The organism is Wenxinia saemankumensis, from assembly GCF_900141735.1.
Taxonomy (GTDB): Bacteria; Pseudomonadota; Alphaproteobacteria; order Rhodobacterales; family Rhodobacteraceae; genus Wenxinia; species Wenxinia saemankumensis.
In genome coordinates, this window is sequence record NZ_FQYO01000003.1 from 1 (window position 1) to 19,548 (window position 19,548).

The window sequence follows — 19,548 nt, forward strand, 5'->3', positions numbered from 1 at the left end:
CATCCCGAACTCGGAAGTTAAGACCCGAAGCGCTGATGGTACTGCGGCTCAAGTCGTGGGAGAGTAAGTCACCGCCAGACCTAAAAAGGATAGGATCACGATTCTCTCGGACGATGTGAACCCTCCCCCTAGCTTGATCATTCTCCCCGTTCAGAACAGGGTTATGTCGGCCTTGGGGTGCACGGGCTTCGGCGGCGTTTCGACGACCTTCGAGTCGACCAGCAGCAGTCGTGCTCGGCCGCCGACCGGCCAGAAATGCACCCTGCGCGGCTGCGTTCCGCCCAAGCTTTCGGCGACGACCTGAATGTCCTCCCGCTGCATGTAGCTGCGTGCGAAATCCGCATTTCGGCCCCCAATATCGTCGAAGGCCCTGGTGATGCGCGCGCCTCCGAACAGTTTCGCGCGCATGTCCCGCCGGAGGGCCCCCTGCCGCAGCATCGCATTGATCAACAGCTCCATCGACAGGGCGCCGTATTTCATGTCCGTCGCATTTGTCGCACCCTCGCGGACATCCGGCAGGAGGTAATGGTTCATCCCCCCAAGGCCGCGGACGTCGTCGAACAGGCAGACGGAAACGCAGGAGCCAAGGACGGTGGACAGGATCGTGTCCGCATCGGCCGAGATCTTGAACTGGCCCTGGATGACCGTCTCGACGTTCGCCATCGCCCTATCTCCGTGTCGTTGAAGTGATTGTGCCGCCCCGGACGAGGGCGGGGCCGATCGCCGCCAAGGGGAGCTGATATTCGACGGCACCGATTTCCCAGGCGACTCGCGGCATGCCGTAGACCACGCTCGTCGCCTCGTCCTGTCCGATTGTCCGGGCCCCGGCCCGCCGCAGGTGCAGCAAACCCTCCGCACCGTCCCGCCCCATCCCGGTGAGAAGGGCCGCGGTCACCCGCGGCCCGACGGGAACCGCCGACCGGAACAGGATGTCGATGGACGGACGATGGCCGTGAACGGCAAGACCGTCTGCCAGCCGGGCGACCCGGCCCGGTTCCCGTGCGATCGTCAGATGCCGTTCGCAGCCTGGTGCGATCAGGACCGCCCCCCGGCGGAGGGGCACGCCGTCGGACGCCTCCTCGACGAGGGGGGCGACGTTGGCGTTCAGGAGTCTGGCGAGACCGGCACTGAAGGCCTTGCCGGTATGCTGAACGACGAGGGTCGGCGGGCAGTCGCGCGGAAACTGCCCCAGCACCGTCAGAAGTGCGTCGACTCCCCCGGTGCTCGCCCCGATCAAGATGAGCTCGTCCGTTTCGGAACGGTCGCTGGTAGGGGGGGTGTCGAGGCGCCCCTTCCGTTCGGTTCGGTGGATGGGCATCGCATGCGGCGCGCCGAGGCGCGCCACCCATTCTATCAGGTCGGTGGTCTGCCGCGTGTCGCTGGCGGGAAAGGCCGGCATGGTAAAAGCGGTCCCGTCATGGCCGGTCAGGATCCACCTGGTCCCGAGGCCGCGGAACAGGAGGGCGAGCACCTCGAATTCCGGCTGCGCCGCGAGGTCGGCAGAGACGATCGCGGCAGCGGGTCTGAGATGCTCTGACAGGTGATAGGCGGCCGTCAGATCACGGGCCGTCGCGATGACGTCGATCGATGTCTCCGCCTCGATACGGGACTGGATCGCCTCGCGTGCCGAAAGGCTGCGATCGGCGACCAGGACGGAAGGGCGTTCGGCGGGCCTGGAGGCGGAGGCGGCCACGGTCAGAACAGCTCGACACCGGCGGATGCCGGCACGTGAAGATGTTCTCCCAACATGGCGGCCCGGACCTTCTCGAGGCGGATCGAACAGAGGAGGATATCCGCCCCGATCGACGGGCCATCCTTCGGCAGGTCGCCCGCGCAGGCACCGAGGATGCGGGCGATATCGTCGAGGATCTGCGTGAGGATGTCCGCGCTCTGCAACTCGCGGAGCAGGGCAGGATCCATCTCGGTCCGGATGAAGCCTTCGAGGATCACGCCTTCCCGCGCAAGAAGGTCGTGTCGCACGGTCTCGACACTCTTCTTCAGGGAGAGAAGCACGTCGGCGAGGGCGACCCTGTCGAGAGGCATGTCGGTCACAACCGCCCTACGACGGCTTCGATCGACTGCTTGAGGCCCGCGGTGGTGAACGGTTTCTTGACGAGGTTGTTCAGCCCGATCCTGCGTCCAGCCTCGATGATCTCGGGCGTCGGCGTGCCCGTGACCAGGATGAATCCGATCTGCTGGGTGGAGCGGTTCGACCGAAGCGCCTGCAGCAATTGCAGGCCGTCCATCCCCGGCATGTTGTAGTCGGAGATCACGAGGTGGACCGGGCTCGCCACGAGCTTGCCGAGCGCCGTCTCTCCGCTGTTCTGGGCATCGACCTTCCAGATCCCGATCTCCTCGAGCGCCTGGGTCAGCAAACCCCGGCTGACCGACATGTCGTCGACCACCATGATCCGCAGCGAGTCCTTCAAAGACATCTTCGATCGCTCCTAGATGCGGGAATAGGTTGTGACAGCGCAGCTTTTCAGGCTGGCGGCCGCCGGCCCGGACACGCGTTCCGAATGGCCGATATAGAGAAAGCCCCCGGGGCGGAGCACATCGGCGAAGCGCGACCAGAGCCTCTCCTGAACCTCGCGATCGAAGTAGATCGCCACGTTCCGGAAGAAGATCACGTCGAACCGGCCGGTCATCGGCCAGGGCTTGTTGATGTTGAGTTGGCGGAAGGTCACGAGGTTCTTCAGGTCGCGCCGGATCCCGTGGCCGGGCCCCCCGTCCTGAGAGAAGAGCCGCCGCCGCTTCTCGGTGTCGAGAGCGCGCACGACCTCGTCGTCGTAGCGGCCGGTCTCGGCCGTAGCCAGCACGTTGGTGTCGATATCGGTCGCAAGGATTCGCAGGTCGTGGCGACCGGCATCCGGGAGGATGGATGTGACCGTCGCCGCGATGGAATAGGCCTCCTGCCCCGTGGAGCATCCGGCTGACCACAGACGCACCCGCTTGCCGGCCCGCGCTTCACCGACAAGCCGGGGCAGCGCCTCGCCCGCCAGATGATCGAAATGGTGCGGCTCGCGGAAGAAATGGGTGACGTTGGTGGTGATCGCGTTGACGAAATGATCGCGCTCGGTCGGATCCCCGCTTTCGATCAGACGACAATAGGCACCGAAATCGTCGAGCCCGAGGATCGTCAGTCGCTTGGACAGGCGGGAGAGGATGAGCGATTTCTTCGACTCTTCGAGGTTCAGCCCGTATTCGGAATGCGCCACGGCCGAGATCGTCGCGAACTGCGCGTCGGTCATCTGGCCGGGGGCGGTCCGGGGTGCGTCGATATGGGCGGCGCTTCTCATGCGGCCTCGTCCTGATGGCCCGGCAGAAGGGCTCCCAGATCGATCACGCGGGACATCTCCTCCTCGATCGAGAGCAGCCCGGAGATGGCCTTGATCGAGGATTCGCCCTTCACGTTCGGGGTCTCGCGGATCGCCTCGCCTTTGACCGTCAGGATCTCGGAGACGGAATCGACGAGCAGGCCAATCGTCCTGTCCTTGTTGGCGACGACGATGATCACATGCCGTTCGGTCGGGTCGGTGGGGCCGAGCGACAGCTTCTCGGACAGGTCGATGATCGGGATCACCGCGCCGCGCAGGTTCATCACGCCCAGGACCGAGCGTTCGGAATAGGGCAGCGGCGTGACCGAACTCCACCGGCGGATCTCGCGGATCTGCGTGATCTCGAGGCAGTAGCTCTGTCCCCCGGCGACGAGGGAGACGAACTCGATGATCTCGCTCTCATCCCAGCGCGGCGAGGTGCTCATGGCTTTCATCCTTGTTGCGGAACATCTGGATCGAGGGATTCTGGGCGGCGAGGACGACGACCGTGTCGGTATCGACGATCAGGGCGATCTTGCCGTCGCCCAGGATCGTGGCGGCGGAGATCCCGGGAATCGTCCCGTAATTCCCTTCGAGGCTCTTGATGACGACCTGGCGCTGGTCCGAGATCGAGTCCACGGCAAGCGAGACGGGCGACGACCCTTCGGTCCGGATCAGAACGAAGATGCAGGATTGCGGATCGAACGGTTCGTCCGAGAGGCCGAGGACATGGGCGAGGCTGATGATCGGGACGTAGGAGCCGCGAATTGAGAGGACGTGGCCCTCCGCGCCGAGAGGCCTGACGTCGCGGGTATTGGGCCGGATCGTCTCGAGGATCGAATGCAGCGGCAGCACCATCGTCTGCCCCGCCACGGTGACGATCATGCCGTCCAGCACCGCCAGCGTCAGCGGCAGGGTAATCGAGAAGGTGGAGCCCGCGCCCGGGCGGCTGGCGATCGTCACTCGTCCGCCCAGCGAGGTGATCGCGGTCTTCACCACGTCCATCCCGACCCCGCGACCCGACAGCTTGCTGATCTTCGACGCGGTCGAAAAGCCTGGCAGGAAGAGCAGGTTGTCGATCTCGCTCTCCGTCAGCTTTGCGTCGGGGGGGATCAGCCCCTTGTCCACCGCCGTCTGGAAGATGCGCTCGCGATGGAGACCGCCGCCATCGTCGGAGATCTCTATATGGACGTGGCCGGAGCGATGGGCGGCCAGCAGGCGCACGGTACCCTGGTCCGGCTTGCCGGCTGCGCGGCGGTCGGCGATCGATTCGATCCCGTGATCGACCGCGTTGCGGACCATGTGGGTGAGCGGGTCGGCGAGCCGTTCCACGACGGTCTTGTCGACCTCCGTCCCCTCGCCCTCGGTCACCATGACGACGTCCTTGCCGAGCGCCTCGGACGCTTCCCGTATGATGCGGCCCATCCGCTGGAAGAGCGGTTTCACGGGCTGGGCGCGGATCGCCATCACGCCTTCCTGGATGTCGCGGGCGAGGTGCCGGTAATCGTCGAGATCGCCCATGATCTCGGAGTTCGGCTCGGCGCCGAGCGCGGCGAGGCGCTGGCTGATGACGGCCTGGTTGATGATGAGCTCGCCCACGGTATTGATCAGGCGATCGACGCGTTCGGGATCCACTCGCAGCGTCGGCCGGGCGGCGCTGTTCGCACCGGCGGGGGGCGCGGCGGAGGGAGGGGGCGCGGAGGCGGACGGTGTGGACCGGGCGGCGGTGGCCCCCGGCTCGCCGGGATCGTCCGGGCCGGGCATCGGCGGAACCGGGACCGGATCCGGCTTCGCCTCCTCTGCGGCGATGCGGGGGGCCTCCGCGCAGACGTCGAAGGGGGCGGGGGCATCGTCGTCGAGACGGATCACGGAAAGCCTGCAGAGACCCTCGACGAAGGAGAACACGTTGCGGATCTCGCCCTCGGCGATGTCCCCTTCCAGCACCATCCGCCAGGACAGGAACGGTTCCTCGGGGTCGAACGTGCCGAGGACGGGAATCGCCGCGGTGTCGCAGAGCAGGTCGAGCCGGCCGAGCGCCCCCAGCGCCTTGAGCAGACGCGCGGGATCGTGGCCGTTGTCGAAGAGACTGCGCTCGGGGGTGAAGTCGATCGCGAACCGGGCCTCCTGCCCCTCGATGGGGAGGATGGCGATGGGCATCGCGGCCATCGGTTCGAACACGGCGGCCTCTCCCGCCGGGCGGGCAGGGGCGGCATGGGCACTGGCGGCGGAGAGCGCGGTCAGCGCCTCGAGCAGCGGGCCCATCGCCTCGGGCGTGTCGTCGCGGTCGTTGCGGGCGGCGTCGACGAGGTCCGACAGCACGTCGCTGGAGCGGATGATCGTGCGCAGCGTCTCGGCATCGGGCTCCAGTTCGCCCGAGCGGACGCGGTCCAGCACCGTCTCGTAGCTGTGGGCGAAGCCGACGATGGCCTCGAGGCCGAAGGCGCCGGCCGCGCCCTTGATCGAGTGCACGGCGCGGAAGATGGCGTTCACCGTCTCGCCGTCCTGGGTGCCCTCGCCCATCCGGGCCAGCCCTTCGGACAGGGCGTCGAGCAGGTCCTCGCATTCGGCGAAGAACATGTCGCGCAGCGATTCGGACATGACTCAGTCCCTCCCGGTCACGCGGTTGAGCACATCGACGAAGGCGCGATCCTCGAACGGCTTGACGATCCAGCCGGTCGCGCCGGCCTTCCTGGCGCGGTCCTTCAGCGCAGGCCCGCTCTCCGTCGTGAGGACGAGGATCGGCACGCGCCGGTTCGTGTCGCCGCCGCGGATCGCCTCGATCACGCCGAACCCGTCGAGCCGGGGCATGTTGATGTCGGTGACGACCGCGTCGAAGCGGCGGGTGGCGAAGGCCTCCACCCCCTCGGCGCCGTCATTGGCGGTGGTCACGTCGAAACCGGCGCCGGTCAGCGTGCGGCTGACCATCTCGCGGATGGTGCGGGAATCGTCGATGGCGAGGATCGCGACCGTCACGGCGTCACCTCCTCGAACAGCGCGCGGGCGAGGCCGATCCGCTCCACCTCCGCGCGGAGGTCGTCGCTGACGTTCTCGATCCGGCAATCGCGCTTCTCGACCGCCGCGTGGCGGCGGATCGCGACGACCAGCTGCGCGGCGAGCGTGCCGATCCGCGACTGGCCCGCCGCGTCGATCACGATCCCGCGGGCGCTGTCCGCGAGGACCGCGCCCTCGATCTTCTTCAAGTCGTCCCGCCACTCGGGGGCGCCGAGCTCGAGCCTCAGGTCAGGGCCTTGTGCCATCGTCATCCGATCCGGGTTGTCCACGGGCCCCTCTTGGCCCGGGACAGTTTAAGGATCGGTGAAGTGGCGGGCTTTTTCGGTCGGTCAGCCGGCCCAGGGGCCGTGCTGGTCGGTCGCGCCCGTATCCATGCGGACGAAGCCGTGCAGGCCGAAGAAGTCGCGCTGGCCCTGGATCATGTCGGCGGTGCCGCGCGCGGTGCGGATCAGGTCGAACCAGGCGAGGCCGGATCCCAGCGCCGGTACCGCGATTCCCGCGCGCTGCGCGGCGATGACCGTCTCGCGCAGGCTTTCCTGCGTGTCCTTCACCCGCTCGGCGAAATCGGGGGCGAAGATCAGCAGCCGCGAGGGATCGTCGGTCAGGGCCGAGGCCATGTCGTTCAGCATCTCGGACCGGATGATGCAGCCGGCGCGCCAGACGCGGGCGATCTCGGGCAGGGGCAGGGCCCAGCCGAACTGGTCCGAGGCGCGGGCGATCATCGAGAAGCCCTGCGCGTAGCACATGATCTTGCCCGCGATCAGCGCCTTTTCCAGCGTCTCGAGCGCGGGGGCGTCGGGCATTGTCTCGGGGCCGCGGCCGAACAGCCGCTCGCCCTCGGCCCGCAGGTCGCGCCGGGCCGACACGTTGCGCGCCATGACCGCCGAATCGATCGCCGGGATCGGCGCGCCGAGATGCTGCGCCTCGATCACCGTCCAGCGGCCGGTGCCCTTCTGGCCGGCGGCGTCCTCGATCACGCTCAGGAGCGGCCGGCCGGTGGCGGCGTCGGTCGCCTTGGCCACCTTGGCCGAGATCTCGACGAGGTAGCTGTCGAGCGGGCCGTCGTTCCAGCGTTCGAACACGTCGCCGATCTCGGCGGCCTCCATGCCCATGCCGTCGCGCAGGATGCCGTAGATCTCGGCGATCATCTGCATGTCGGCATATTCGATGCCGTTATGGACGGCCTTGACGAAATGGCCCGCCCCTTCCTCGCCCATCCAGGCGGCGCAGGGGTGATCCTGGTACTTCGCCGAGATGGCGGTCAGGATATGCGCGACGCGGTCCCAGTTCGCCCGGTCGCCGCCGCCCATGATGGCGGGGCCGTGGCGTGCCCCCTCCTCGCCGCCCGAGACGCCGATGCCGAGGAACGGGCCGCCATCCTCGGCCGCGCGGCGATTGGTGTCGTGGAAATTGGCGTTGCCGGCATCGATGATGAGGTCGTCGGGCCCGAGCAGGGGACGCAGCGCCGCCATCTGCTGGTCGACCGGGTCGCCGGCCGGGACCATCAGGATGATCGCCCGCGGTTCGGCGATGGCGGCGACCAGTTCCTCGAGCGTCTCGGTCGGGGTGACCCTCGGCGCCAGCTCGCCCGCTTCCTTCGCGAAGTCGCGCGTCACCTCGGGCGTGCGGTTCCAGACCGCGATGTCGAAGCCCTTCTCGGCGATGTTGAGCGCGAGGGCCGAGCCCATCGTGCCGAGGCCGATCAGGCCGATTTCCGCAGTGCCGTCCGCCATGGGGGACCCCCTTGTTCTGTCGCCGCTGATCGTAAGGCGCGGGGCGGTGCGGGCAACCCGTTCCAGGCCTGCGGCCCGACCCGCCCACGCCTTGCGGGCCCGGCCCCCGCGCCCTTATCTCCAAGGGAACGCGAATGACAGGAGAGAACGGATGTTCAAGGGATTGGGCGGCCTCGGCGACATGGGCAAGATGATGAAGGCCGCGCAGGAGATGCAGGGCAAGATGGCCGAGCTGCAGGAGGAGATGGCCCGCATGACGGTCGAGGGCCAGTCCGGCGCCGGCATGGTCAAGGCGACGGCCACCCTGCAGGGCGAACTGACCGGCCTCGACATCGACCCCTCGATCTTCTCCGCCGAGGAGAAGGAGGTCGTCGAGGACCTGATCCTCGCCGCGATCAAGGACGCGCAGTCGAAGGCGGGCGAGAAGGCGCAGGCCGAGATGGCCAAGATGACCGAGGGGCTGGGCCTGCCGCCGGGCATGAAGCTGCCCTTCTGATGGCGCGGCCCCGATGACCCGGCCGCCCGCCGATCTCGAGACCCTGATCGAGCTGATGGCCCGGCTGCCCGGGCTCGGCCCCCGCTCGGCCCGGCGGGCGGTGCTGCACCTCGTCAAGAAGCGCGGACAGCTGATGGTGCCGCTGGCCGAGGCGATGGCCGAGGTCGGGCGCACCGTCCGCGACTGCGTCAATTGCGGGAACGTGGGGACTGGCGATCTCTGTGCGATCTGCGCCGACGAGACGCGCGCGACCGGCCAGATCTGCGTGGTCGAGGACGTGTCGGACCTCTGGGCGATGGAACGGGCGAGCGCCTACAAGGGGCGCTACCACGTGCTCGGCGGCACGCTCTCGGCCCTCGATGCCGTCGGGCCGGACGAGTTGCGGATCCCCAAGCTCCTCGACCGGATCCGGACCGAGGAGGTGAGCGAGGTGATCCTCGGCCTCGCCGCCACGATCGACGGCCAGACGACCGCCCATTACATCGCCGACCAGCTGGGCGGGGTCGAGGTGACCTCGCTGGCGCAGGGCGTGCCGGTCGGCGGAGAGCTCGACTATCTCGACGAGGGGACGATCGGCGCGGCGCTGAAGGCGCGGCGCGCCCTCTGACGGAACGCCGCCGGGTGACGCCGCGTTCGCCGGGATCGGACGGAGGGACGCGGCCATGGCGCGGGAAGAGGGCGGGAACGACGACGACGGACCGGACCGGTCCCCCGAGCGCGGGCCCCGGCTGAAACCGGTCCGCAAGGCCGAGAAACGGACGGAGGCCTTCGCGCGCCTGGCCGCCGCCATCGCGGAGGAGCGGACCGTCGTCCCGCCCGCCTTCCTCACCGGGCAGGCAAGACGCGAGCATGTCCGCTCCACCCTGCGCGAGGACCATGCCCGGCGGATCGAGGACCGGATCCCGGCGGCGCAGGTGAAGTTCGACAAGCTGGCGGGCAGCCTCTTCTCGTTCTTCCGGGGGACGGCGCTGCTGTTCTACCGCGACATCGCGGGACAGGACGGCCGGATGCCCACCGTCCTTGCCCTCGGCGACGTCCATCCGTCGAATTTCGGGATCATGCCGGACGAGCACGGTACGCCGATCTTCGGCGTCAACGATTTCGACGAGACGCTCTACGCCCCCTTCACCTGGGACCTGAAGCGTGGCGCGACCGGTTTCTGGATCGCGGCGCAGGAGAAGGGGGGCCTCGAGCCGAAGAGGCGGGCGAAGATCGTGAAGCGCTTCGTGCGCGGTTATCTCGACGCGATGGCGGGCTATGCCGAGAGCGGGACCGAGACGAACGACAGCTACCGCATGCACAATTCGCCGAAGGTGATCCGCCGGCTCTTCGACGCGGCGTGGCGGGAGCGGCGCGACTGGCTCTGGTCCGACTACCTCGAGCCGGGCGGGCGCGGCTTCCGACCCGATGACGAGCTGCAGCCGGTCTCGGGCGAGATCCCCCGGTTCCAGAAGGCGGTCGATGCGCTGGCGGGACGGGACGGGTTCGAGGTGCCGGACCGCGCGGGGGCGTTGAGGGTGAAGGATGTCTGCATCCGGCACGGTCAGGGGACGGCCTCGCTCGGCCTGCCGCGCTACTACGTGCTGGTCGAGGGGCCGGCGAAGGACGCGAGCGACGACATCATCATCGAGTTCAAGCGGGCCCGCGCCTCGGCACTGCAGGGGCTCACCCCGCCGAGCGCGTTCGACGCCGGCCGGGAGGCGGACCGGGTCGTCCACGGCCAGAAGGTCCAGCTGGCCCATGGCGACATCTTCTACGGGGCGGTCGAGATCGACGGCGAGAGCTTCATGTCGCGCGAGCGCGCGCCGTTCCGGGACGACATCGACCTCGCCGCGCTCGGCAGGAAGGGCTGGAAGGCCTATGCGCGGACCTGCGGCGCGGCCCTCGCCCAGTCGCATGCCAGGTCCGACGATCTGGGCCATGTGGACTACGACATCGAACCCTCGATCTGCCACGCGGCCCGGCCGCGCCGCCTGTTCGAGCGCGACATGGTCCGTTTCGCGCGCGAGACGGCCGAGCGGCTGGAGCGCGACCACGCGGCCTTCGTCGAGGATCATCGCGACGGGGCCTTCGGGCGGATCGACATGGTCTACCGCTAGGCCCGGCGCGGGAGACCTGCCCTTAATGTCAGGTTCTCAGTTGGTTAACCCGACCTTAGTTCAACCCTCGGTTGGGGGCAGCCGCGAAGCAAGGTTGCCAAGGATGAAAAAGAAGCCCGTTGATCTCTACGATCTGTCCGGATCGAAGGTCGCAATCGTGCGCGACGACATCGTCTACGGCATCGACGGCACGTCGCTCGGCCTCCTCATCGCCTATCTGGGAACGGTGATCGATTTCGACGGCGCCTATATCGGCGAGGTCGTCGAGGGAAACCGTCTGCTGCGCCGCGTCAGGGCCAGGGAGACCCGCGCCGACTACGCCGAGCGGCATCGCCGGATCCTCGCGATCCGCGGCACGACGGTGGACGAGACAGCCCGGACCGATCCGATCGACGAGCTGCCGGGCTTCGCCGACGTGCGGCGCGCCCTGCTGTCCCTGGCGGAGCGGAAGGCCGCCTGAGCGGCCGCCCAGGGCGGGACGGAACGGGACGGCGGGCGCGACCTGACCGGCCGCGCCCGCCGTCCCGACCGGGATCAATCCTCGTCGTCGTCCTCGTCCTCTTCGCCCTTGGGCAGGTTGAAGAACGAATCCGCGTCGCGCACATCGCGGATGTCGTCATCCTCGTCCTCGACCTCGGGCCCGCGCGGATCCTCGCCCGACTCGCCCAGGGTGAAGGTCTCGAGCCCGCTGATCGCGGTCGGCATCCGCGGCTCGGGCGCCATGCCCAGCGACTGCTCGGTCGAGACCAGCTTGCGCCGCTCGTCGTCGGTCATCACCCCGCCCTCGCGCGCCCTCTTGCGGGCGGCGGCCTGGACGGCGGCGTCGAGCTCCGTCTGCTTGCAGAAGCCCAGCGCGACCGGGTCGATCGGCTCGATGTTCGAGATGTTCCAGTGCGTGCGCTCGCGGATCGACTGGATCGTCGGCTTGGTCGTGCCCACCAGCTTGCCGATCTGGCCGTCGGTCAGCTCGGGGTGGAACTTGACCAGCCACAGGATCGCCGCGGGGCGATCGTTGCGCTTGGACAGCGGCGTGTAGCGCGGGCCCCGGCGCTTCTCCTCGCCGACCGAGGCGGGATTGAACTTTAGCTTCAGCTTGTGGTTCGGATCCTTCTCGGCCCTGTCGATCTCGGACTGGTCGAGCTGCTGGTTCGCGATCGGATCGAAGCCCTTCACCCCGGCGGCGACGTCGCCATCGGCGATGCCCTGCACCTCGAGTTCGTGCAGGCCGACGAAATCGGCGATCTGCCGGAAGCTGATCGTGGTGTTGTCGACGAGCCAGACGGCCGTCGCCTTGGCCATCAGCGGTTTGTCGGCCATGTCTCTCTCTCCTTCACGCAATAGCTGCCTCACGCCCGGGACGGGCGGCCCGGGTCTGGCGGGCCAAGTTCGCGGTGTCGGGGAACTCGCGGCGCGATATAGGGGAAACGAGGCCCCTTGGGAAGGGAATTGGAATGGTCCGCCCGCTCGCGCTGCTCGCAGCACTGTCGGCCCTCGCCGTCCTGTCGCCCCTCTCCGCCCGGGCGGAGGGCCGCGCCGGCGAGTTCGACTACTACGTCCTGTCGCTCTCGTGGTCGCCCAGCTGGTGCGCGCTGGAGGGCGATGGGCGGGACTCGGCGCAATGCGACGGGGGGACCGGGTTCGGGTGGATCCTGCACGGGCTCTGGCCGCAATACGAGGACGGCGGCTGGCCTCAGGACTGCGAAGCCGCGGAGCCGCCGCCGGGCCGGGCGATGGCGGAGGCGATGGCCGACATCATGGGCACGCCCGGCCTCGCCCGGTACCAGTGGGCCAAGCACGGCAGCTGCTCGGGCCTCGCCCCGGCGGACTACTTCGGGACCGCGCGCGCGGCCTTCGAGCGGGTCGCGCGGCCGGAGCTGCTGCGCCGCCTGGGGCGCGAGGTGACCCTTCCCGCCGGACTCGTGGAGGAGGCCTTCCTCGCGGAGGATCCCGGGCTGGAGGCGGACGGGATCACCATCACCTGCCGGGACGGCTACATCCAGGAAGCGCGGATCTGCCTGACGCGGGATCTCGAATTGCGGACCTGCGGCGACGGGGTCCGCCGCGACTGCGCCCTGACGGATGCGCGGCTGCCGCCGGTCCGCTGACGGCCGCCGCCGGCGGAGGCAGGGGGGCGCCGCCCCCCTGACCCCCCGCGGTATTTCGGACCCTGCGAAGGAGAACGGGGCGAGGAAGGCCCGGGCGAAGGAGACCGAGGCGAAGCAGATCAGGGCGGCGGGAGGAGATGCAGCGCCGCGCGCGGCAGGGTGACCTGCGTGATCGTTTCAGGCGGGGCGGGGCTGTCCGCGATCACCTCGCCCCCGTCCGCGCCGACCACCAGCCGCAGCCGCGTCACCGCGCCGAGGAAGCGGCGCCCGGTCTCGCGCGCGGGGAGCGCGCCCGGCCCGGCCGCGTCGAGGCGCACGGCCTCGGGGCGGATCGTGAGCAGGCCCGGCCCCTCCGCCGCGCAGGGGACCGGGCCGAGCGCGCAATCGAAGCGGGTGCCGTCGCCGCGCCCCGGCCAGAAGTTCACCCCGCCGAAGAACCGGGCGACCTGCGCGTCCGCCGGCCGGTGCCACAGCGCCTCCGGCGGGCCGACCTGGCGCAGCCGCCCGTCCAGCATCAGGGCGATCCGGTCGGCCATGGCCACCGCCTCGGCCTGGTCGTGGGTGACCATGATCGTGGTCACCCCGCTTTCCCGCTGGAGGGCGAGGACCAGCTCGCGCATCTCGTCGCGCAGCCCGGCATCGAGGCTGGAGAGCGGTTCGTCCAGCAGCAGGAGGCGCGGCTCCAGCACCAGCGCGCGGGCCAGGGCGACGCGCTGCGCCTGCCCGCCCGAGAGATCGGCGGGGCGCCTGTCGGCCAGCCCGTCCAGCCGGACCCGGGCCAGCATGGCGCGTGCCCGGTCCCGCCGCGCGGCGCGGGGCACGCCGCGCATCCGCAGGCCGAAGGCGACGTTCTGCTCCACGCTCATCGAGGGAAAGAGCATTCCGGACTGGAAGACGAGCACGGCCTGGCGCCGCTCGGGCGGATGCCGGGTCACGTCGGCCCCGTCCATCAGCACCCGTCCCGCGGCGGGGGCGAGCAGGCCGGCGATCATCCGCAGCGTCGTCGTCTTGCCACAACCGGACGGGCCGAGCAGGGCCAGCCGCTCGCCCGGGGCCACCGCGAGATCGAGCCCCGCGACCGCCGCGTGGTCGCCGTAGCGGGCCGTCAGCCCCTCGAGCCGCAGCCCGGTCACGCGCGCACTTTGGCGCGCATCGTGGCATGCATCGTGGCGAGGCCCGCGCCCCGCCCCGTCAGCAGCCGGGCCGAGACGACGAGCGCCAGCGCGCCGGGCGCGAGGTAGAGGATGCCGATCGCCCCCGTCAGGTCGTTCCGCCCGGAGGTGGCGTAGGAGAAGAGCAGCAGCGGCAGCGTGACCACCTTGCCGCCGCCGATCACCAGCGTCAGGGCGTATTGCGCCCAGCTGACGAGGAAGGCGAAGAGGCCGCCCGCAACGATCCCGGGCAGGATGGCGGGCAGCGTGACGTGGCGCAGCACCGCGGCGGGGCGGGCCCCGAGCGACCGGGCCTGCGCCTCGAGATCGGGGTCGAGCCCGGCGAAGGTACCGGCCATGGCGAGGACCGCGTAGGGCAGGGTGGGAATCAGGTGGACGAGGATCACGCCGGGCACGGTATTGGCGAGGCCGAGCCGCAGGAAGAGGCCGTGCAGGCCGAGGACGATGGCGATGCCGGGCACGATGACCGGGGCGAGCAGCGCCAGCCGGACGGCGCCGCTGCCGCGGAACCGCCGCATCCCCAGCGCCCGCGCCGCCGGCAGCCCGACCAGGACCGCCAGCAGGGCCGAGGCCGCCGCGATCCCCGCCGAGAGGGCCAGCGCCTGCGGCACGCCGCTGCGCGGGGACAGCGCGGCGGACCACGCCTCCCATGTCAGGCGGGCGGGCAGCAGGTCGGGAAAGAACCAGCCGCGCGCGACCGACCAGACCGCGAGCGGGACCAGCGGGGCCACCAGGAGCAGGCCGAGGGCCAGCGCCGCCGCCCCCCTCACCGGACGCCCCCGAGGCGCAGCCCCCGCGCCCCCGCGAGGACGAGCGCCCCGCAGAGCGCCGCGATCAGCAGGGCCAGGGCCATCGCCTCCGGCCGGCGGGCGAGGTCGGGGTCGGTGAACCGCTCCCATGCCAGGACCGGCATCGCCTTCGGATACGAGGCGCCGAGCAGGGCCGGGATCTCGTAGGCGCCGAAGGCGAAGGCGAAGACGATCACCGCCCCGCCCGTCACCGCCGGCCGGATCTGGGGCCAGGTGACATGGGCGAAGGCGCGGGCCGGCCCGGCGCCGAGCGACCGCGCCGCGGCCTCGTAGTCCCGGCCGATTCCCTGCAGTGCGGCGAGCGTCACGAGGGCCAGGAAGGGCACCTCCTTCCAGACGTATTGCAGGACGATCCCCGCCGCCCAGGGATCCCAGATCAGCGCCGGGAAATCCGCCGGCCCCTCGATCGCCCCCGCGGCGAAGGCGATCCGCGCCAGCACGCCCGATTGCGACAGCAGGTAGAGGATGCCGACCGCGCCGACGAGATGCGGCACGGCGAGGTTGAGCTGGACCAGCCAGCTCGCCAAGGCCCGGCCGCGGAACGCGCCGCGCAGCATGAGCGCGACAGCGACGCCGAACAGCACCGACAGCAGGGTGGACGCCCCCGCGATCCAGAGCGACAGCCCGAACGAGGCCCAGGTCCCGCCGTCGCCCAGCACCCGGCCCCAGGCGGCGAGCGACCAGGCCATCTGCCCCGGCAGCGGGTCGGCGTCGAGACTGCGCAGCGCCCCGAGCGCCAGCCCGCCCCCGAACAGGCCGAGCACGACGACCAGGGCGGGCGTCAGCAGCACCCATGTCGGAACCGTCCTCACCGGCGCGGCCGGGATGATCCGGCCCCTCCATCGGAGGGATCGCATGGATTCCGGCCGGACCCCGCCGCAGGGCGCCCGGTCCGGCCGGCGCGATTCACCGGCCCACATTCTCCTGCCAGCCCGCATCGATGGCCGAGACCCATTCCCCCTGCAGCTCGGGCAGGGCGGTCTCGGCCAGCTCGGCCGCGGGCACGACCGAGGGATGCTGCGGCAGCGCCCCGAAGCCGTCCTGCAGGTCCTGCGGCAGGCGCGAGACGTCGATCGCCGGCGGGGCGCCCCAGACCCCGGGGCGGGCCTTCTCCAGCTGCGTCTCGCCCGACAGCATCACGTTCACCGCCACCATCGCGGCGGCACGGTTGGCGGCGTTGGCGGGAATGGCGAGGTAATTCGTGTTGCCGATCGTGCCGTCATCGAGGCCGTAGCTGCGTGTGGTCTCGGGAAAGGTGCCGTCCTCGACGAAGACGCCGAACTGCGAGGGGTTGTAGTCGAAGATCAGGTCGACCTCGCGGTTCGCGAACATCTGCTGCAGCTGCGTGATCGAGGTCGGGTAGGTCGCGCCCTCGCGCCAGAGATGGGGCTCCATCTCGTTCAGGATGTCCCAGGCCTCTTCGGCGGCCGCGTCGTAGGTTGCCTGGTCGAACGGCCCGATCAGCCCGTCGACCCCGCCCGCGGCGTGGTAGAACACGTGCCGCACGAAGGCGGAGCCGTTGAAGTCGGGCGGGGCGGGGTAGGTGAAGCGGCCGGGATTGGCCTTCACCCATTCGACGAGGTCGGGGATCGACCGGGGCGGCTCCTCGGTCCGGGCGCTGTCGTAGCCGAAGGCGAACTGCGCGGTGGACCACGGCGCCTCGCAGCCCTCGACCGGCACGCCGAAATCGTTGGCGATGGCGGGGTTCTCCCAGTCGATCAGATCGTCGTTCGGCAGCACGTCCGTCCAGCCGCACCAGACGAGATCGCCCTGCTTCATCGTGCGGAAGTTCTCGCCGTTGATCCAGACGAGATCGACCGCGCCGCCCTCGGTCACGCCGGCCTCGCGCTCGGACAGGACGAGGTTCACCGCGTCGGCCGTATCGGTCAGCGGCACGGCGTTGAGGGTGATGCCGTACTCCTCCTCGAGCAGCCCGCCCACGTAGTCCGAGACATAGGCGTTGATGTTGTCCGCCCCGCCCCAGAGGAAGAAGTTCACCTCGCCGCCGCGCGCTTCCTCGACGACGCTGTCCCAGTCGGTCGGCGCGTCCTGCGCTGCGGCGCCGATCGCGAATGCCGGGGCGAGGATCGGGGCGGCCAGCATCGCGGCGAGGAGGGGGCGGTACGTCATCGGGTGTCACTTCCGGGTTGGGGCACGGTACGGGCCCCACCTTAAGGCGCGGCGGCGCCCGCGCCAGTCACGGTGACGACATTCCGCATGCCGCCGACCGCTTTGCCGCGCCGGCGCGGCAGGCTAGGCTCGCCGCGACCGCGACCGCGACCGCGACCGCGAGATGCCGGGGGCCCGCCATGACGACAACGCTGCTGCTCGCCTTCCTCTTCCTCGTCGCGGGGCTGATCGCCGTGCCGCTCGCGACGCGGCTCGGCCTCGGCTCGGTGCTGGGCTTCCTGCTGGCGGGGATCGTTCTGTCGCCGCTCCTCGCGGCGCTGAACGTGGACGTGGTCCAGATCCAGCATTTCGCCGAGTTCGGCGTCGTGATGATGCTGTTCCTCGTCGGGCTCGAGCTGGAGCCGAAGCGGCTGTGGGGCATGCGGATGCAGCTGCTCGGCCTCGGCGGGCTGCAGGTGGCGGGCACGGCGGCGCTGGTGATGGCCGCCGGAACCGCGCTTGGCCTGGGCTGGAGCCTCGCCCTCGCGGCGGGGCTGATCCTCGCCCTCTCCTCGACCGCGATCGTGCTGCAGACCCTGACCGAGAAGGGGCTGCTGAAATCCGATGGCGGGCAATCCACCTTCTCGGTCCTGCTGACGCAGGACATCGCGGTGATCCCGATGCTGGCGCTCCTGCCGCTGCTCGCCATGCCCGAGCTGATGCACGGCGCGGCCGAGGCGGTGCAGCACGGCACCGTCTCGCCCGAGGCGGGGATCGCGGCGGGGGCCATGCCGGCCGAGGCGGCGGGCGATCACGGCCCGGGCATGAGCCTCGTCGAGGGGCTGCCGGGCTGGGGCGCGGCGCTGGTCACGCTCGGCGCCGTCGCGGCGGTCGGCGCGGGGGGCTACTACCTGACCGAGCCGCTCTTCCGCCACGTGGCCAGGGCCCAGATGCGCGAGCTCTTCATCGCGGCGGCACTGGGCCTCGTCGTCGGGATCGCCCTGCTGATGAGCCTCGTCGGCCTGTCGCCCGCGCTGGGCACGTTCCTCGCCGGGGTCGTGCTGGCCACCTCGCCCTACAAGCACGAACTGGAGGCCGACATCGACCCGTTCCGGGGGCTGCTGCTGGGCCTGTTCTTCATGACGGTGGGCGCGGGGATCGACTTCGCCCTGCTGGCCGAGGGGTGGCTCTCGATCCTGGGCCTGACGCTGGGCCTGATGGCGCTGAAGGCGGTCTGGCTCTTCGTCATCGCAACGCTGTTCGGCCTGCGCGACGGGGACCGGGCCCTGTTCTCGCTCGGTCTCGCCCAGGCGGGGGAGTTCGGCTTCGTCCTGATCTCCTTCGCGGTGGCGAACGCGGTTCTGCCGGGGGCGCTGGCCGACCGGCTGCTCCTCGTCGTGGCGCTGTCGATGCTGGCGACGCCCGGCCTGTTCATCCTCTACGAGCGGGTGCTGGCGCCCCGCCTCGCGGCGCGAAGCCGGCGCGCCCCCGACCGGATCGAGGATCCCGAGAGCATCGTGATCCTCGGCCACGGGCGCTTCGGCGGGATCGTCAACCGGATGCTGCGGCTGAACGGCTACAAGACGACGGTGGTCGATTACAGCGCCTCGCAGCTCGACATGCTGCGCACCTTCGGCGTGCCGGTCTGGTTCGGCGACGCGACCCGGCCCGACATCCTCGAGGCTGCGCGGGTCGGCGAGGCGCGCCTCGTCGTGGTGGCGCTAGACAATCCCGACAGCACGATGCGCGTCGTCGAATACATGGGAAAGCACCATCCGGAGGTGCATGTCATCGCCCGCGCCCGCAACCGGCACCACACCTACGAGCTGTGGGCCGCCGGCTGCCGCGACATCGTGCGCGAGACCTATGACAGCTCGATCCGCGCGGGGCGTTCGGCCTTCGAGGCGCTGGGCCACGATCACCGGCGCGCGACGCTCATGGCGCGGGCCTTCGAGGCGAGCGACCGGCGCTCGATGGTGGAGCTTGCCAGCCTCTACGACCCGAACATCCCCTCCGAGCGGAACGCGCCCTACGTCGCCAAGGTGCGCGAGAACATGACCCAGATCGAGCGCGACCTGAAAGGCGCCGATCCCGAGGACGTGCTGGCCGAGGAGACCGCCTCGGACGACCTGCGCGAGCAGCGTCAGCTGGGCTGAGGGAATGAGGATCTCGCCCCTCTCCGTGCGGCCGGACTTCGCGGACGCGGTCGCGGATCGCGGCTGGCGCGCCTGGTGGAGCGAGAGCGGCCTCTCGCTCGCCGGCTACCGTGCGCTGCTGGACCCGATGATCGCATCGCGGGACTACCCCGCCGCCCTCGTCGCGCATGAGGGCGGGGCGTATCGCGGCTCCGTCCTGCTGATCGAGGACGACCTCGCCGCCCGGCCGGGCCTGACGCCCTGGATCGCCGCCCTCTGGGTGGATCCCGCCCATCGGCGACAGGGCCTTGCCGGGCGGCTGATAGGGGCCGCGCGGGAACAGGCCGCGCGGGCCGGCTTTCCGACCTGCCATCTCTGCGCGACGCCGGACAAGGCGGCCTTCTACCTCGCCCGCGGCTTCGCGCGGCTGGAGCGGGACGTCGAGGGGCTGGACGTTTTCGTCATCCCCTCCGGCCCCGCAGGGGCGGAAGCCGCCCCGGACATACGGGAAGGGGGCGCATGAGAAAGGGCGCCCTTTCGGCGCCCCTTTCCCGTCGCGAC

General features: G+C 70.3%; 22 protein-coding genes and 1 rRNA gene. 8 read left to right on the forward strand and 15 right to left on the reverse strand.

Annotation, left to right across the window (positions count from 1 at the left end):
* Positions 1-80, forward strand: a 5S ribosomal RNA gene (gene rrf, locus BUE30_RS18250); the annotation flags it as partial.
* A gap of 70 nt (positions 81-150) precedes the next feature.
* Here the strand turns inward: rrf and BUE30_RS07485 are convergent.
* From BUE30_RS07485 to gndA, 10 genes are all read right to left on the reverse strand, one after another.
* Complete coding sequence (locus tag BUE30_RS07485) at positions 151-663, reverse strand: chemotaxis protein CheD (RefSeq protein ID WP_073327861.1); 513 nt, start codon at positions 661-663, stop codon at positions 151-153.
* Positions 664-667: 4 nt separating this feature from the next.
* Positions 668-1,693, reverse strand: coding sequence for a chemotaxis protein CheB (locus BUE30_RS07490; protein WP_083601252.1), 1,026 nt, complete (start codon positions 1,691-1,693; stop codon positions 668-670).
* A gap of 2 nt (positions 1,694-1,695) precedes the next feature.
* Positions 1,696-2,043: a hypothetical protein gene (locus BUE30_RS07495; protein ID WP_073327864.1), complete on the reverse strand. Its 348-nt coding sequence runs from the start codon at positions 2,041-2,043 to the stop codon at positions 1,696-1,698.
* A gap of 5 nt (positions 2,044-2,048) precedes the next feature.
* On the reverse strand, positions 2,049-2,435 hold the full coding sequence (locus BUE30_RS07500) for a response regulator (RefSeq protein WP_073327866.1): 387 nt from the start codon (positions 2,433-2,435) through the stop codon (positions 2,049-2,051).
* A gap of 12 nt (positions 2,436-2,447) precedes the next feature.
* Complete coding sequence (locus tag BUE30_RS07505; RefSeq protein WP_073327869.1) at positions 2,448-3,299, reverse strand: CheR family methyltransferase; 852 nt, start codon at positions 3,297-3,299, stop codon at positions 2,448-2,450.
* The gene (locus BUE30_RS07510; RefSeq protein WP_073327872.1) at positions 3,296-3,763 is read right to left on the reverse strand and encodes a chemotaxis protein CheW; all 468 of its coding nucleotides are present in this window, start codon (positions 3,761-3,763) and stop codon (positions 3,296-3,298) included. Before BUE30_RS07510 ends, BUE30_RS07505 begins: the two co-directional genes overlap by 4 nt.
* A complete protein-coding gene (locus tag BUE30_RS07515) occupies positions 3,738-5,915 on the reverse strand; it encodes a chemotaxis protein CheA (RefSeq protein WP_073327873.1) in 2,178 nt (725 codons plus the stop codon). Before BUE30_RS07515 ends, BUE30_RS07510 begins: the two co-directional genes overlap by 26 nt.
* Before the next feature lie 3 nt (positions 5,916-5,918).
* Positions 5,919-6,290: a response regulator gene (locus BUE30_RS07520; protein ID WP_073327874.1), complete on the reverse strand. Its 372-nt coding sequence runs from the start codon at positions 6,288-6,290 to the stop codon at positions 5,919-5,921.
* On the reverse strand, positions 6,287-6,574 hold the full coding sequence (locus BUE30_RS07525) for a hypothetical protein (RefSeq protein ID WP_139300514.1): 288 nt from the start codon (positions 6,572-6,574) through the stop codon (positions 6,287-6,289). The genes BUE30_RS07520 and BUE30_RS07525 overlap by 4 nt, the downstream gene beginning before the upstream one ends.
* An 84-nt stretch (positions 6,575-6,658) precedes the next feature.
* Positions 6,659-8,062 (reverse strand): NADP-dependent phosphogluconate dehydrogenase, encoded by a 1,404-nt coding sequence (gene gndA, locus BUE30_RS07530; RefSeq protein ID WP_073327880.1) that lies wholly within the window; start codon positions 8,060-8,062, stop codon positions 6,659-6,661.
* Between the two features lie 151 nt (positions 8,063-8,213).
* On the opposite strand from gndA, the gene BUE30_RS07535 reads away from it, so the two are divergent.
* The 4 genes from BUE30_RS07535 to BUE30_RS07550 all read left to right on the forward strand — a co-directional run bounded on the left by BUE30_RS07535 (position 8,214) and on the right by BUE30_RS07550 (position 11,117).
* On the forward strand, positions 8,214-8,558 hold the full coding sequence (locus BUE30_RS07535) for a YbaB/EbfC family nucleoid-associated protein (RefSeq protein ID WP_073327883.1): 345 nt from the start codon (positions 8,214-8,216) through the stop codon (positions 8,556-8,558).
* Between the two features lie 13 nt (positions 8,559-8,571).
* On the forward strand, positions 8,572-9,165 hold the full coding sequence (gene recR, locus BUE30_RS07540; protein WP_073327886.1) for a recombination mediator RecR: 594 nt from the start codon (positions 8,572-8,574) through the stop codon (positions 9,163-9,165).
* Positions 9,166-9,220: 55 nt separating this feature from the next.
* Entirely contained in the window at positions 9,221-10,657 is a 1,437-nt protein-coding gene (locus BUE30_RS07545) for a DUF2252 domain-containing protein (protein ID WP_083601254.1), read from the forward strand.
* Between the two features lie 103 nt (positions 10,658-10,760).
* Entirely contained in the window at positions 10,761-11,117 is a 357-nt protein-coding gene (locus BUE30_RS07550) for a hypothetical protein (protein WP_073327889.1), read from the forward strand.
* Between the two features lie 74 nt (positions 11,118-11,191).
* On the opposite strand, the gene BUE30_RS07555 is transcribed toward BUE30_RS07550, so the two are convergent.
* Positions 11,192-11,974 (reverse strand): DUF1013 domain-containing protein, encoded by a 783-nt coding sequence (locus tag BUE30_RS07555; protein ID WP_073327892.1) that lies wholly within the window; start codon positions 11,972-11,974, stop codon positions 11,192-11,194.
* A 134-nt stretch (positions 11,975-12,108) separates the two neighbouring features.
* Between BUE30_RS07555 and BUE30_RS07560 the strand changes: the two genes are divergently transcribed.
* On the forward strand, positions 12,109-12,762 hold the full coding sequence (locus BUE30_RS07560; RefSeq protein WP_073327894.1) for a ribonuclease T2 family protein: 654 nt from the start codon (positions 12,109-12,111) through the stop codon (positions 12,760-12,762).
* A 119-nt stretch (positions 12,763-12,881) separates the two neighbouring features.
* Here BUE30_RS07560 and BUE30_RS07565 read toward each other — a convergent pair whose 3' ends face one another.
* From BUE30_RS07565 to BUE30_RS07580, 4 genes are read right to left on the reverse strand one after another with little or no spacing between them, the layout of a single operon-like run.
* Positions 12,882-13,895 (reverse strand): ABC transporter ATP-binding protein, encoded by a 1,014-nt coding sequence (locus BUE30_RS07565; RefSeq protein WP_073327897.1) that lies wholly within the window; start codon positions 13,893-13,895, stop codon positions 12,882-12,884.
* A complete protein-coding gene (locus tag BUE30_RS07570) occupies positions 13,892-14,704 on the reverse strand; it encodes an ABC transporter permease (RefSeq protein ID WP_244526303.1) in 813 nt (270 codons plus the stop codon). The genes BUE30_RS07565 and BUE30_RS07570 overlap by 4 nt, the downstream gene beginning before the upstream one ends.
* A complete protein-coding gene (locus BUE30_RS07575; RefSeq protein ID WP_073330120.1) occupies positions 14,701-15,600 on the reverse strand; it encodes an ABC transporter permease in 900 nt (299 codons plus the stop codon). The genes BUE30_RS07570 and BUE30_RS07575 overlap by 4 nt, the downstream gene beginning before the upstream one ends.
* A 49-nt stretch (positions 15,601-15,649) precedes the next feature.
* Positions 15,650-16,873: an ABC transporter substrate-binding protein gene (locus BUE30_RS07580; protein ID WP_073327899.1), complete on the reverse strand. Its 1,224-nt coding sequence runs from the start codon at positions 16,871-16,873 to the stop codon at positions 15,650-15,652.
* A gap of 179 nt (positions 16,874-17,052) precedes the next feature.
* Between BUE30_RS07580 and BUE30_RS07585 the strand changes: the two genes are divergently transcribed.
* Both BUE30_RS07585 and BUE30_RS07590 read left to right on the forward strand, forming a co-directional pair.
* Entirely contained in the window at positions 17,053-19,008 is a 1,956-nt protein-coding gene (locus tag BUE30_RS07585) for a cation:proton antiporter domain-containing protein (RefSeq protein WP_073327902.1), read from the forward strand.
* Positions 19,009-19,012: 4 nt separating this feature from the next.
* Entirely contained in the window at positions 19,013-19,510 is a 498-nt protein-coding gene (locus BUE30_RS07590; RefSeq protein WP_073327904.1) for a GNAT family N-acetyltransferase, read from the forward strand.
* Positions 19,511-19,548: the final 38 nt, after the last annotated feature.

What these genes read in the sequence shown, in the direction of transcription:
- BUE30_RS07485 (WP_073327861.1), bottom strand. Translation starts at nt 663, where the DNA reads ATGGCGAACGTCGAGACGGTCATCCAGGGCCAGTTCAAGATCTCGGCC.
- BUE30_RS07495 (WP_073327864.1), bottom strand. Translation starts at nt 2,043, where the DNA reads ATGCCTCTCGACAGGGTCGCCCTCGCCGACGTGCTTCTCTCCCTGAAG.
- BUE30_RS07500 (WP_073327866.1), bottom strand. Translation starts at nt 2,435, where the DNA reads ATGTCTTTGAAGGACTCGCTGCGGATCATGGTGGTCGACGACATGTCG.
- BUE30_RS07505 (WP_073327869.1), bottom strand. Translation starts at nt 3,299, where the DNA reads ATGAGAAGCGCCGCCCATATCGACGCACCCCGGACCGCCCCCGGCCAG.
- BUE30_RS07510 (WP_073327872.1), bottom strand. Translation starts at nt 3,763, where the DNA reads ATGAGCACCTCGCCGCGCTGGGATGAGAGCGAGATCATCGAGTTCGTC.
- BUE30_RS07515 (WP_073327873.1), bottom strand. Translation starts at nt 5,915, where the DNA reads ATGTCCGAATCGCTGCGCGACATGTTCTTCGCCGAATGCGAGGACCTG.
- BUE30_RS07525 (WP_139300514.1), bottom strand. Translation starts at nt 6,574, where the DNA reads ATGGCACAAGGCCCTGACCTGAGGCTCGAGCTCGGCGCCCCCGAGTGG.
- gndA (WP_073327880.1), bottom strand. Translation starts at nt 8,062, where the DNA reads ATGGCGGACGGCACTGCGGAAATCGGCCTGATCGGCCTCGGCACGATG.
- BUE30_RS07535 (WP_073327883.1), top strand. Translation starts at nt 8,214, where the DNA reads ATGTTCAAGGGATTGGGCGGCCTCGGCGACATGGGCAAGATGATGAAG.
- recR (WP_073327886.1), top strand. Translation starts at nt 8,572, where the DNA reads ATGACCCGGCCGCCCGCCGATCTCGAGACCCTGATCGAGCTGATGGCC.
- BUE30_RS07545 (WP_083601254.1), top strand. Translation starts at nt 9,221, where the DNA reads ATGGCGCGGGAAGAGGGCGGGAACGACGACGACGGACCGGACCGGTCC.
- BUE30_RS07550 (WP_073327889.1), top strand. Translation starts at nt 10,761, where the DNA reads ATGAAAAAGAAGCCCGTTGATCTCTACGATCTGTCCGGATCGAAGGTC.
- BUE30_RS07555 (WP_073327892.1), bottom strand. Translation starts at nt 11,974, where the DNA reads ATGGCCGACAAACCGCTGATGGCCAAGGCGACGGCCGTCTGGCTCGTC.
- BUE30_RS07560 (WP_073327894.1), top strand. Translation starts at nt 12,109, where the DNA reads ATGGTCCGCCCGCTCGCGCTGCTCGCAGCACTGTCGGCCCTCGCCGTC.
- BUE30_RS07575 (WP_073330120.1), bottom strand. Translation starts at nt 15,600, where the DNA reads ATGCGATCCCTCCGATGGAGGGGCCGGATCATCCCGGCCGCGCCGGTG.
- BUE30_RS07580 (WP_073327899.1), bottom strand. Translation starts at nt 16,873, where the DNA reads ATGACGTACCGCCCCCTCCTCGCCGCGATGCTGGCCGCCCCGATCCTC.
- BUE30_RS07585 (WP_073327902.1), top strand. Translation starts at nt 17,053, where the DNA reads ATGACGACAACGCTGCTGCTCGCCTTCCTCTTCCTCGTCGCGGGGCTG.
- BUE30_RS07590 (WP_073327904.1), top strand. Translation starts at nt 19,013, where the DNA reads ATGAGGATCTCGCCCCTCTCCGTGCGGCCGGACTTCGCGGACGCGGTC.